General features: G+C 39.9%; 10 protein-coding genes. 6 read left to right on the top strand and 4 right to left on the bottom strand.

Annotated elements, in window-relative coordinates; genetic code table 11:
- Nucleotides 1-32: 32 nt before the first annotated feature.
- Together R2Q94_RS20335 and R2Q94_RS20330 are read right to left on the bottom strand one after the other, a co-directional pair.
- Nucleotides 33-2,309 (bottom strand): aconitate hydratase, encoded by a 2,277-nt coding sequence (locus tag R2Q94_RS20335; protein ID WP_316823325.1) that lies wholly within the window; start codon nt 2,307-2,309, stop codon nt 33-35.
- 276 nt (nt 2,310-2,585) lie between these two features.
- Complete coding sequence (locus R2Q94_RS20330; RefSeq protein ID WP_316823324.1) at nt 2,586-3,203, bottom strand: polysaccharide deacetylase family protein; 618 nt, start codon at nt 3,201-3,203, stop codon at nt 2,586-2,588.
- An 86-nt stretch (nt 3,204-3,289) separates the two neighbouring features.
- Between R2Q94_RS20330 and R2Q94_RS20325 the strand changes: the two genes are divergently transcribed.
- From R2Q94_RS20325 to R2Q94_RS20310, 4 genes are all read left to right on the top strand, one after another.
- A complete protein-coding gene (locus tag R2Q94_RS20325) occupies nt 3,290-4,741 on the top strand; it encodes a TolC family protein (protein ID WP_316823323.1) in 1,452 nt (483 codons plus the stop codon).
- A gap of 42 nt (nt 4,742-4,783) precedes the next feature.
- Nucleotides 4,784-6,130, top strand: coding sequence for an efflux RND transporter periplasmic adaptor subunit (locus R2Q94_RS20320; RefSeq protein ID WP_316823322.1), 1,347 nt, complete (start codon nt 4,784-4,786; stop codon nt 6,128-6,130).
- A gap of 75 nt (nt 6,131-6,205) precedes the next feature.
- On the top strand, nt 6,206-7,204 hold the full coding sequence (locus R2Q94_RS20315) for an NAD(P)H-dependent glycerol-3-phosphate dehydrogenase (RefSeq protein WP_316823321.1): 999 nt from the start codon (nt 6,206-6,208) through the stop codon (nt 7,202-7,204).
- A 51-nt stretch (nt 7,205-7,255) separates the two neighbouring features.
- On the top strand, nt 7,256-7,579 hold the full coding sequence (locus tag R2Q94_RS20310) for a hypothetical protein (protein ID WP_316823320.1): 324 nt from the start codon (nt 7,256-7,258) through the stop codon (nt 7,577-7,579).
- Nucleotides 7,580-7,650: 71 nt separating this feature from the next.
- Here the strand turns inward: R2Q94_RS20310 and R2Q94_RS20305 are convergent, their stop codons facing one another.
- Both R2Q94_RS20305 and R2Q94_RS20300 read right to left on the bottom strand, forming a co-directional pair.
- Complete coding sequence (locus R2Q94_RS20305) at nt 7,651-9,519, bottom strand: DEAD/DEAH box helicase (RefSeq protein ID WP_316823319.1); 1,869 nt, start codon at nt 9,517-9,519, stop codon at nt 7,651-7,653.
- Between the two features lie 84 nt (nt 9,520-9,603).
- The gene (locus R2Q94_RS20300; RefSeq protein WP_316823318.1) at nt 9,604-10,062 is read right to left on the bottom strand and encodes a DUF4293 domain-containing protein; all 459 of its coding nucleotides are present in this window, start codon (nt 10,060-10,062) and stop codon (nt 9,604-9,606) included.
- 83 nt (nt 10,063-10,145) lie between these two features.
- On the opposite strand from R2Q94_RS20300, the gene truA reads away from it, so the two are divergent.
- Nucleotides 10,146-10,913 carry a tRNA pseudouridine(38-40) synthase TruA gene (truA, locus tag R2Q94_RS20295; protein WP_316823317.1) on the top strand — a complete coding sequence of 256 codons (768 nt, stop codon included), beginning with the start codon at nt 10,146-10,148 and terminating at the stop codon, nt 10,911-10,913.
- A 2-nt stretch (nt 10,914-10,915) separates the two neighbouring features.
- Nucleotides 10,916-12,688, top strand: coding sequence for an ABC transporter ATP-binding protein (locus R2Q94_RS20290; protein WP_316823316.1), 1,773 nt, complete (start codon nt 10,916-10,918; stop codon nt 12,686-12,688).
- Nucleotides 12,689-12,708 lie beyond the last annotated feature (20 nt).

Here is a 12,708-nt window from a genome sequence, read left to right as displayed (position 1 = left end):
CCATTCGTTTTATATAGGACAGTTAAAACCGACTATGCGTTTTTTTCTGCTGCTTCTCTACGGATGATGTTTAATGCACCACCTGCTTTGAACCACTCAATCTGTTGAGCATTATAGCTATGGTTAACCACGATCTCTTCTTTAGTGCCATCAGCATGGTTTAATACCAGTGTTAATGGAACATCAGGACTGAAAGTTGTTAATCCAAGGATATCAATAGTGTCGTCTTCCTGAATTTTATCATAGTCTTCTTTGTTTGCAAATGTCAAACCAAGCATACCTTGTTTTTTCAGGTTGGTTTCATGGATACGGGCAAAAGATTTCACCAATACTGCACGAACACCTAAATGACGAGGCTCCATTGCCGCGTGCTCACGACTAGATCCTTCACCATAGTTTTCATCACCAACAACAATAGTACCGATACCTGCTGCTTTATAAGCACGTTGAGTTGCAGGAACAGGACCGTATTCGCCTGTCAATTCATTCTTAACATTGTCAGTTTTTTCGTTGAAATAGTTCACCGCACCGATCAGCATGTTGTTAGAAATGTTGTCCAGGTGACCACGGAATTTCAACCATGGACCAGCCATAGAGATATGATCCGTTGTACATTTACCTTTTGCTTTGATCAGCAATTTCAAACCTTTAAGGTCTGTGCCTTCCCAAGGTGTAAATGGATCAAGTAATTGTAACCTGTGAGAAGTTGGAGAAACCAATACTTCCACACCGCTACCATCGGCAGCTGGCTCCTGATAACCTGCATCATCCACATCAAAACCTCTTGGAGGCAATTCAAATCCTGTAGGTGCATCCAGTTTTACCTGCTCACCATTTGCATTTGTTAAGGTATCTGTAAGCGGATTAAAGCTCAAATCACCTGCAATAGCCAATGCCGTTACCAGTTCAGGAGAACCTACAAAAGCAAAAGTATTCGGGTTACCATCTGCACGTTTCGCAAAGTTTCTGTTGAAAGAGTGAACGATGGTGTTTTTCTCTTGCTTTTCAGCACCAACCCTGTCCCACATACCAATACATGGACCACAGGCATTGGTAAATACTTTAGCACCGATTTTCTCAAATACGTCTAAGAAACCATCACGTTGAATCGTGAAACGGATCTGCTCAGAACCTGGATTGATACAGTATTCCGCTTTTGAGGTTAAGCCTTTTTCAGCAACCTGTTTAGCTACACTTACTGCACGTGAAATATCTTCATAAGAAGAGTTAGTACAAGAACCGATCAAACCAACATCAATTTTCATTGGCCATCCGTTTGCAGCAGCTACTTCTTTCATTTTAGAGATTGGCGTAGCCAAATCCGGAGTGAAAGGGCCGTTCAAATAAGGCTCAAGTTCAGATAGGTTGATCTCAATGATCTGGTCAAAATATTTTTCCGGCTCTGCATAAACTTCCGCATCACCTGTTAAATGTTCTTTAATTTCATTTGCTGCGTCTGCAACATCTGCTCTGTTGGTTGCACGTAAATAACGCTCCATGCTCTCATCGTAACCGAATGTTGAGGTCGTTGCGCCAATTTCAGCACCCATATTGCAAATTGTTCCTTTACCAGTACAGCTCATGCTGTTGGCACCTTCACCAAAATATTCTACAATTGCACCAGTTCCACCTTTTACGGTAAGAATACCTGCAACTTTAAGAATGACATCTTTCGCAGAAACCCATCCACTTAATTTACCTGTTAATTTGATACCGATTAATTTAGGGAATTTAAGCTCCCATGGTAAGCCTGCCATCACATCACATGCATCAGCACCACCTACACCAATCGCCACCATACCTAAACCACCTGCATTCACAGTGTGAGAGTCAGTACCGATCATCATACCACCTGGGAAAGCATAGTTTTCCAATACTACCTGGTGAATAATACCTGCACCTGGTTTCCAGAAGCCAATACCATATTTGTTCGAAACGGAAGCAAGGAAATCAAAAACCTCTTTACTTTCTGTATTTGCTGCTGGTAAATCTACCTCAGCACCATATTTTGCAGTAATTAAGTGATCGCAATGAACTGTTGATGGAACAGCTACTTTTGGTCTTCCCGCTTGCATAAATTGCAATAAAGCCATTTGTGCAGTAGCATCTTGCATGGCCACACGGTCAGGAGCAAAATCTACATAATCAGTACCTCTTACATAAGAAGTATTTGTATTACCATCCCAAAGGTGGGTGTAAAGAATTTTTTCTGAAAGTGTTAAAGGTCTGCCTACTAGTTTACGGGCCGCCTCTACACGGGGGCCAAAGTTTGCATACACCTTTTTGATCATTTCTATATCAAAAGCCATTGATAATATGTGTTAAAAGGGTAAGTATTTTTATTATTTGTAGCGAATTTACGAAAAAAAACAGGTGCAGATCATCATATAGGGATCATTATATTATTTATACATATTCTAAATAATGTAGCGATAGCCTTGTCTTCCGCGATACCGTTCATTTACGAACAACAATGTCCGATAATGAACAGCATAAAAATGAAATCCCTTCGTAAGCGGCAGATAAACAGGGAAATATTCCTAATTTTAATCTTGGCCTGAGCTTGGCTTAATCAGATCCGGGATTTATAAAGTAGCAAATTGATAGCCCTGTTCACTGAAATATTGTAAGGCCCGGGGTAAAGTATATTTCAAACGGTCAAAGGCCTTCAGGCTATCATGAAAAACAATGATTGCACCATTACGCGTATGCTTAATCACATTCTCGTAGCACTTTTCAGGAGCAAGTTGTGTATCGAAATCGCCACTAAGTACGTCCCACATGATGATCTGAAGTTCAGGGAACTCCGACCGAAGACTTGAGATCTGTGACTTTTTAATCCTGCCGTATGGTGGGCGAAATAAATTGGTATTGGTGAGTTGCTGACATTGACGGAAATTTTCAAGGTAAGTCTTGTCGTCCGTTTTCCAGCCCTTTAAATGATGGAAGGTGTGGTTACCGATGGCATGACCATCCGCTTTCAACTCGTCAAAGATGGCCGGGTGCTTTTGAATATTATCCCCAATACAAAAAAAGGTGGCTTTCGCATTAAAGCTTTTTAAAGTTTTTAGTACGAAGCTTGTAACATCCGGTATAGGTCCGTCGTCAAAGGTTAAATAAATGACGCTTTGAGCTCGGGTTTTGTGCCAAACCAGAGATGGGTAATACCATTTCAATAATAACGGAGATTTAACCAGATACATTTTCAAATGTAGTAAAATACAGCTGGTGTACCTGAAAATTTACAAAATCAGTTAGTTGTTTATATTATTATTGTGAAATTAAAATTATGAGAAAGTTTACCAGCTTTAATGCCTTGCCCAAGCTCAGCTTAGTTTTGTCGTTAGCATTGATTACAGGTTTTGTGCAGCGCTCCGATGCACAGGAAGTGATTACCATTCAGGATGCGATTGATAAAACCTTGAATAACAACCTTCAGGTAAAGCAATCGAGATTTAGCGAAAGCTTATCAGAAGAAAATTTAAAGCAATCCAAATACGCGTTATTGCCTACTTTAAATGGAAATAGTAGCTATAATATAAACTTTGGACGAAGCGTGGATCCATCCACCAATGCCTTTAACAGCTCTCAGTTCTCCTCTTTAAATGCAGGTGTGTCGGCTGGAGTAGTTGCTTTTCAAGGTTTACAAAAGCAAAATCAGATTAAGCAAAATATGCTTTTACTGAATGCGGATAAAACCAATACAGAAAAAATCAAGAACGACCTGGTTCTTCAGGTGGTAACAGGTTATTTGCAGATTCTTTATAATAAAGACCTTTTAAAAGCTGCCAAAGAACAACAATTGGTAGCTAAAAAACAATTGGATAGAGAGCAACAGTTATTAGATGTGGGGAATAAAACCCTGGCAGATCTTTCTCAGGCAAAATCTCAACTGGCGACTGCCGATCTGACGGTAACCAATGCAGTGAATGCACTCAGCATTTCCTACCTTACCTTGGCCCAACTCATGGATGTCCCTTCATCCACACAGTATGAGGTACAATCGCCATTGTCTGATCTGACTACACCTGATGCTTCAAGTGGAAATGCGGAAGAAATCTATGGTTCTTCATTGAAACTTTTTCCGGATATTAAACTGGCAGGTTTACGTGCTGAAGCGGCTAAAAAGAGTATTGATGTGGCGAGAGGAAACTATTTCCCTACCTTATCTTTTGGTGCGGGTTTAAGTACCAACTGGTCAAGTGGCAGAAAACAATCTGTAGGTTCAGAGTTAATCGGTACGCAAGAAATTGGTAAAGTAGACGGGACTGGGGCCATCGTGAGAGCACCTGTTTTCACAAATATCACAGAGAAATACCTGTTTAAAGACCAGCTTCGCGATAACTTTGGTCAATATGTAGGCGTATCTCTGCAGATTCCAATTTTCAACGGATTCCAGGCAAGATCAACTGTTAGAAAAGCAAAGATCAATCATTTGCAAAGTCTGGCAGATGAGCAACTGGCGAAAAACAATCTAAATAAAGTGATTTATCAGGCAGTTGCCGATTTGAAAGCCGCAGAAGGCCGTTTAGCTGCAACCACCAATACTTTTCTGGCACAAAAAGATGCTTTCCATGTAATTGATCAACGTTATGCAGTTGGATTGGTGAATTCTTTAGACTTCAGTACCTCACAATCCAACATGAATAAAGCAGAAATAGATATGATACAGGCTAAATACGATTTAATATTCAGGGCTAAAGTAATTGATTACTACCTGGGCAAGCAAATTGTTTTTTAAGCGTTCAAGACCCGATTGATATAAATATATAAACAAATACAGATGAAACTAAAACCTATACTCATTACACTAGGCATACTCATAGCTATAGTCGTTGCTTTAAAGCTTACAGGCGTTATTGGTGGTGAGAAGATTGAAAAAGTAACCATTGAGAAAGTTGCGGAACGTACAGTCACAGAAACAGTAACTGCCAGTGGAAAGGTGCAGCCTGAAACGGAAGTAAAATTAAGTTCTGAGGTTTCCGGTGAGGTAACTGAGCTTTTAGTCAAAGAAGGCGATGTGGTTAAAAAAGGCCAGTTGTTAATTAAAGTTCGTCCGGATGTATTGAAATCGGGTTATGACAGAGCAGTAGCTTCTTACAGCTCACAAAAAGCAGGCGTGGCTTCAGCTTTACAGTTGATGAAACAAAATGAAGGTAACTTTGCCAATGCGGAAGCAACCTATAAACGTAATGTAGAACTGTTCAATAAGAAAGTAATTTCAGCTTCGGAGTTTGATGCGGCTAAAGCTGCTTATTTGACTGCAAAAACAAATCTTGCAAAATCAAAAGAAGATTATACCGCTGCGAAATTCCAACTGGAACAATCAGGAGCAAATGTTCAGGAGGCCAATGCCAACCTTGCAAAAGCGACGATTTACGCGCCAGTGAACGGGGTAATTTCAAAATTATCGGTAGAACTTGGGGATCGTATTTTGGGTACAGCTCAAATGGCAGGAACAGAAATTATGAGAATTTCGAACCTGACTACCATGGAAGTGAACGTAGATGTAAATGAGAACGACATCAATAGAGTAAATGTAGGAGACAGTGCAAAGATTGAAGTGGATGCTTTCTCAGATAAAAAATTCAAAGGAATAGTAACGGAAATTGCAAGTTCATCTAAAGATATTGGAGCAACTACCACTTCAGTAGATCAGGTAACGAATTTCGTTGTGAAAATCAGAATCCTTGCTGATTCTTATCAGGACATTAAAGGTGGTGCCAAGGATCTTCCTTCTCCATTCAGACCAGGTTTATCAGCAACGGTTGATATTGAAAGTCAATCGGAAAAAGGCCTGGCTATTCCAATCCAGTCGGTCTTTACAGAAACTAAAAAATCGGATGATAAAGCTGCTGGTAATGATGAAAACTCAGATAAACAAAAAGCAAAACTGACCGATAAAACAGTGAAGCAATTTGTTTATGTTTTCGAGAATGGAACAGTGAAAAAAGTAGCTGTGACTACCGGAATCCAGGACGATCAGTATATTATTATTAAAAGCGGTCTTAAAGCCGGACAAGAAGTGGTATCCGGACCATACTCAGCAATTCAGAATAAATTGAAAGATGGGATGAAAGTAGAGAAAACTACTAAAGATCAATTGTTTGTCAACCCTGATAAAAAGTAAACTTTATCAATCATTTTTAAATGAGTAAATTGCCCCGGTTAAAACAATAACCGGGGTTTTTTTATTTAATACTGTATGATACCTAAAGTTGCAATGATTGGTGGGGGTAGTTGGGCTACTGCTATTGTAAAAATGCTTTCAGACAATGAGACACCAAAGGAAATCTATTGGTGGATGCGCAATGAAGAAGCAATTCATCACCTTCAAAAATACAAGCACAATCCAAATTACCTGAGTTCTGTAGAAATCAGGCTGCCTGATGCGAACATTTCAAATGATATTGTCAACATCATTCAACAATCCGAATACATCATTTTAAATGTTCCTGCCGCGTTTTTAAAGGAAACCTTGAAAGACGTGACTCCAGCATTGTTAAAAGGAAAGAAAATCATTTCGGCGATTAAAGGAATTGTGCCTGATGAGAACCAGATCATCGGTGAATTTTTACAACAAAAATATCTGGTGCCTTTGAAAGATATTGTGGTCATCAGCGGACCTTGTCATGCAGAAGAAGTGGCATTGGAAAAATTATCTTACCTGACGATTGCTTCCCTGGATGAGGAATTAGCTGCAGTTTTTGCCAGATTACTACGCAATAGATACATTAAAACAAATGTTTCTGATGACATCTTCGGAACGGAATATGCTGCGGTACTGAAAAATATATATGCCGTGGCTAGTGGTATTTGTCACGGGGTAGGTTATGGAGATAACTTTCAGGCCGTATTGATTTCGAATGCGATCAGAGAAATCAAAAGATTTGTAGACGCAGTACATCCCATAGATCGTGATATTAAAGAATCTGCTTATCTGGGTGATCTACTTGTAACCGCCTATTCTCAATTCAGCAGGAACCGTACTTTTGGAAATATGGTAGGCAAGGGCTATACTGTAAAATCAGCACAGCTGGAAATGGCAATGGTAGCCGAAGGTTACTATGCGGTGAAATGTATGCACCACATTAACCTGAAGTACAAAGTCGATATGCCGATCAGCAGGGCCGTGTATGCCATTCTTTATGAACAACATTCCCCACAGGTAGAAATGGCCTTGTTAACTGAACAGCTCAATTAAAAACAATTCCTTAAACCGCTTGTTATGAGAGCATAAAAATAACATAGCGCTATGAGAAAACAAATTTTAATGACCGGACTTGCATTGGCATGCTTTACCGCATTTGCTTTTAATGCCAAAGCCCAGGAAAAGAAAGAATCAGTTGGACAGGCTATCGGTAAAACTGCCATAAAAGTTGGTGATAAAACCGCTGAAGTTGCTGTAAAAGGGGCTTCTAAGGTGGCTGACCAGACTTACAAAGGAAAGATGGCACCAGATGGTTCCGATGTGTATATCAATGGTAAGAACAAGAAATACTATATCAATAAAAAAGGAGCGAAGGTATATCTGAAAGAATCACAGATTAAGAACAGGCCTGAAAAGAAAAAAGAATAGTTGAGAGAAATTTAGTCATAAAAAAAGGTCGGTTCCCATATGGGAACCGACCTTTTTCGTATGATATGTGATTAAGATCTACGTCTTCTATCGCTGCTTCCGCCTTCGCGTCTGCCGCCACCTGAATTTCCGCCACGATCATCACGGCTTCTTCCAGAGAAATCTCTGAAACCACCGCCGCCGCTTCCGCCTTCGCGTCTGCCGCCACCGCTTCTTCTATCACCGCCGCTTCTTCCGCCGCCATAGCCTCCGCCTTCACGTCTGCCACCGCCACCGAATCCGCCACGACGACGTTCGCCGCCACCGTCACCATCAGCAGTTTTCTCAATTCTAACGCCACGGTTGTTGAATTCAACACCTTTGAAATTATTGAATAGAGATTCTACAGTTGCATCTTCTACTTCAAAGAATGAATACACACCTTTTAAGTCGATTTTGCCAATGCTTTTTCCACTGATTTTACCGTTGTTACATACAAAAGATAATAAATCACCTCTTGTAAAGTCATCTACCGAACCTAAGTTGATAAATAAACGGGTGTAACCTTCACTGTTTCTTGGACCTCTTTCACCGCGCTCTCCACGTTCACCTCTCTCACCGCGATCATCAGCCGAAGAATTCAAATCAGGAGCGTTTTTGTAATACTCTAAAAAGCGGTTAAACTCTAAAGATGCAAAACGTTTGATCACTTCTTCTTTGCTCAATTCAGCAAACTCATCCATAATTCTAGGGATGTATTGCTCAATTTGTGATTCGTTAACCTCTACATTGTGAACTTTGTGTACCAAAGCAAATAATTGCTTCTCACAAACGTCAAAACCTGTAGGTAAAGCAGCCTTGGTAAATTGTTTACCAATGATTCTTTCAATCTGACGGATTTTTCCAAGTTCTTTAGAGTTAACGATACAGATAGAAACACCTGTTTTACCAGCACGGCCAGTACGACCAGAGCGGTGGGTGTAACTTTCAATTTCGTCAGGTAATGAATAGTTAATTACGTGTGTCACGTTCTGAACATCAATACCACGTGCCGCAACATCAGTAGCAATTAGCAATTGCATGTTACGCTCACGGAAACGCTGCATTACTTTATCACGTTGTTGTTGAGATAAATCTCCGTGTAAAGCATCCGCATTGTAACCATCTTTGATCAAGTGCTCAGCAACATCCTGTGTATCCATTTTGGTTTTACAGAACACTACCGCAAAGATCTCAGGGTTAAAATCTACGATACGTTTTAAAGCAGCGTATTTATCTCTGGCACGTACAATATAGTACTCATGCTCAATATTTACGTTACCTGTGTTTTTGGTACCCATGGTTAACTCTACTGGAGAGTCCATGTAGTTTTTCGCTATTCTTCTAACCTCAGGAGGCATAGTAGCGGAGAATAACCAAGTTTTTTTGTCGTCAGGAGTGGTAGACAAAATGTCGTTGATGTCTTCCTGGAATCCCATGTTCAACATCTCATCAGCTTCATCTAAAACTACGTATTTCACATTTGTGAAATCAATAGCTTTTCTGCCAATAATGTCCAACATACGGCCAGGTGTAGCCACAACAATTTGTACACCGTTTCTAATCTCACGCAACTGTTGCATAATGTTAGCGCCACCGTAAACGGCAACTACACTAGCACCAGGGATGTTTTTTGAGAAATTTTTGATGTCATTAGCAATCTGTAGGCAAAGCTCTCTCGTAGGGCATAAAACCAATGCCTGAGGCTTATTGCTTTTAAAGTCTACCAATTCTAATAGCGGCAAGCCAAATGCGGCTGTTTTTCCTGTTCCAGTTTGGGCCAAACCAACAAAGTCGTTATTGCCCTCTAACAGCACAGGAATACTTTGTTCCTGAATAGGTGTTGGATTTTCGAAACCTAAATCCTTTACAGCATTAACAACGTCATCACTTATCCCCAATAATTTAAATGGGTTTATCATGTATATATATTAATTAAGCCGCAAAGATACGGTTAATTTTTGGGATTTCACTGATGTGTAACTAAATAAAAATGAGGCAATTAATTATCTAAGCCGATCTGCTGACCTCAATAATTGCTCATCTTTTCGGATTCCACGAAGTGCTAATGCGCAAAAAATAAGGCTGATAAGGGGTAAGAATGCACCAATGCCGGGCTTTACCGATGCAATTCCACCAGGGATATTTTGTGCGGCATCAAAAATCCAGAAACCTATAAAAAGCGTTGAAACCATCGCGAAAATAATCAGTCGCTTTTGTCCGATTCTCTTTTTAAAAGTAAAAATAGTGGCAAAACATAACATACCTACCGCTACGGTATTCATGAATAAAGGTTTAAAATACTCGATTTTGCCGGCAACGCCATTTGTCTTCTTATATAAACCGGTGGCAAGCAGCCAATATTCTGAACCATTAGACTCGCTGTTCACAATTGGAACAAATAATAAAAGTAATATAGTTAGGCTCGCCAGCAGCAGCCAGATAGATTGTACTCTTTGTATCATATCTTTCAATAATTTCAACAAATATATTAAAAGGGCTATACTAAGCAATCAATATCTTGATTCAAAAGTTTAAATTTGCCCTATTGGAACCGAACATACAACGATATTTTATTGAATTGTCTTACAATGGGACTGCATTTCATGGCTGGCAGATTCAGCCAAATGCCCTCACTGTACAGGAATGTCTGGACAAGGCATTGTCCGTTTATTTCAGACAGTCAGTTGCTTCATTGGGCTGTGGGCGTACTGACTCTGGAGTACATGCGACCGAATTTTTTGCCCATTTTGACCTGGAAATCCTTAAGGAAAAACCTGTAAATGTGGAAAGGTCCATTACCGGAATCAATTCCTTGCTGCCTTATCAGATTGCAGTGAAAAGGGTTTTTGCAGTAAATGCTGATGCGCATGCACGTTTTGATGCTACCCAGAGGGCCTATAATTATTACCTGCATTTCCATAAAGATCCCTTTAAATTAGACCGTTCCTGGTTGTTTAAAGGAGAATTGGATGTGGCTGCCATGAATGAAGCTGCAGAACTAATTTTAAAACACACTGATTTTTCCTGCTTCAGTAAATCCAATACCCAGACTTTTACCAATAATTGTAAGGTGACAGCCGCTTATTTTGAAGAAATAGAAGGGGGATTGAAATTTACGATTTCGGCAGATCGCTTTTTAAGAAATATGGTTCGGGCAGTAGTGGGAACTTTAATTAGAGTGGGTAAGAAGGAAATTACCAAAAATCAGTTCCAGGAAATTATGGAACAAAAGAGCAGGAGTAATGCTGGACAATCTGTTCCTGCCTGTGGTTTGTATCTGGTGAAAGTTGTTTATCCTTATGTAAGCTATTAAATATGTCTAAAATAACTGGTGATGCATTAAATGTTGGCTTGTTGAAAAGAGTTTTTCAATATGTAAAACCTTATCGCAGCATCTTTATCTGGGCAATTATCCTGACGATATTGCTGGCTTTAATTGCACCGGCAAGACCCTTTTTAATTCAATATACCCTGGATCATTACATAATGAAAGGGGAGTACAGTGGTTTGTTGAAAATGACCATCCTGATGCTGGTGCTCCTGGTACTTCAGGCTGGAATTCAGTTTTGTCAAACGCTGCTGACCAATACCCTGGGCCAATCGGCGATCCGGGATTTAAGGATTAATATATTCAATCATATTACCAAATTACGTTTAAAATATTTCGACAACACCCCAATCGGTCAACTGATTACGCGTACCGTATCGGATCTGGAGACCATTGCAGAGATTTTTTCAGAAGGACTAATTGTCATCATTGGAGATATCCTGATGGTGATTGTCATCATTGGGGTGATGATTTACAGAGATTGGTCGCTTACTTTTGTGGTCTTGCTGCCGATGCCTTTGTTGATGATAGCTACTTCAGTTTTTCAGAAAGCAATCAAATCTGCTTTTCAGGAGATCAGAACTGAGGTATCCAATCTGAATACTTATTTACAGGAACATATCTCCGGTGTTTCCATCATCCAGTATTTTGCCAGAGAACAGCAGGAGTATAAAAAGTTTGTTCAAATTAACGCCCGTTACCGTGATGCAAATATTCGCTCTAACTGGTATTATTCTATATTTTTTCCAGTTGTAGAGATCATCTCAGCAATGTCATTAGGTTTGCTGGTCTGGTATGGTTCTAAGAGCATCCTGGCCAAACCCATGGATGTGACTCCTGGAACAATCGCAGAATTTATTCTATATATAAGTATGTTATTTCGCCCGATCAGGGAGCTTGCCGATAAATTTAATACCCTGCAAATGGGAATGGTGGGTGCAGAGCGGGTGTTTAAAGTATTGGATACGGATGAAGTCACCGAGGATAAAGGAAACTACGCTCCGGTAAAGATGATGGGTGCAATTTCTTTTGAAAAAGTCTGGTTCGCTTATATTGATGAAAATTATGTGCTGAAAGATATTTCTTTTGAAGTGAAAGCCGGAAAAACCATTGCCCTGGTAGGAGCAACAGGTGCTGGTAAGTCTTCAACTATTAATATTTTAAATAGGTTTTACGAGATTCAAAAAGGAGCGATTAAAATTGATGGAGTGCCGATTCAGGAGTATAAACTCGACTATTTGAGGAGGAATATTGCCACAGTGCTCCAGGATGTCTTTTTGTTTTCGGATACAATTTTCAATAACATCACTTTAAATAATCCGGATATTGGTATGGACGAGGTAATTGATGCGGCAAAAAAAGTGGGTGCCCATGATTTTATCGAGCGACTGCCTGGTAGTTATCAGTATAATGTGATGGAACGGGGAGCAACACTTTCTGCCGGACAAGCGCAATTGATTTCTTTTATCCGTGCATTGGTATATAATCCTTCGATTTTGGTGTTGGATGAGGCGACATCTTCTGTGGATACGGAAACGGAAATGCTGATCCAGCGTGCCATTGAGAATTTAATGAAGGGAAGAACTTCTATCGTGATCGCCCACCGATTGTCTACCATCCAAAAAGCAGACCAGATTCTGGTATTGGATAAAGGAGAAATTAAAGAGGTAGGAACACATCAGGAATTATTGAAACTGGACGGCTATTATAAGCGCCTCTATGATCTTCAGTTTAATTCCACTGGAATCATGTCGATTTAAGTATAATTAAAAACCTCCTT

Origin of the sequence: Pedobacter gandavensis, from assembly GCF_032678465.1 — a bacterium.
In the GTDB taxonomy this organism is placed as follows: domain Bacteria; phylum Bacteroidota; class Bacteroidia; order Sphingobacteriales; family Sphingobacteriaceae; genus Pedobacter; species Pedobacter gandavensis_B.
The sequence above is the reverse complement of the archived record's forward strand: the minus strand, read 5'-3'. Positions and strand labels throughout refer to the sequence as shown.

Coding starts and splice junctions, on each gene's coding strand:
- R2Q94_RS20335 (WP_316823325.1), bottom strand. CDS start 2,309: ATGGCTTTTGATATAGAAATGATCAAAAAGGTGTATGCAAACTTTGGC.
- R2Q94_RS20330 (WP_316823324.1), bottom strand. CDS start 3,203: ATGTATCTGGTTAAATCTCCGTTATTATTGAAATGGTATTACCCATCT.
- R2Q94_RS20325 (WP_316823323.1), top strand. CDS start 3,290: ATGAGAAAGTTTACCAGCTTTAATGCCTTGCCCAAGCTCAGCTTAGTT.
- R2Q94_RS20320 (WP_316823322.1), top strand. CDS start 4,784: ATGAAACTAAAACCTATACTCATTACACTAGGCATACTCATAGCTATA.
- R2Q94_RS20315 (WP_316823321.1), top strand. CDS start 6,206: ATGATACCTAAAGTTGCAATGATTGGTGGGGGTAGTTGGGCTACTGCT.
- R2Q94_RS20310 (WP_316823320.1), top strand. CDS start 7,256: ATGAGAAAACAAATTTTAATGACCGGACTTGCATTGGCATGCTTTACC.
- R2Q94_RS20305 (WP_316823319.1), bottom strand. CDS start 9,519: ATGATAAACCCATTTAAATTATTGGGGATAAGTGATGACGTTGTTAAT.
- R2Q94_RS20300 (WP_316823318.1), bottom strand. CDS start 10,062: ATGATACAAAGAGTACAATCTATCTGGCTGCTGCTGGCGAGCCTAACT.
- R2Q94_RS20290 (WP_316823316.1), top strand. CDS start 10,916: ATGTCTAAAATAACTGGTGATGCATTAAATGTTGGCTTGTTGAAAAGA.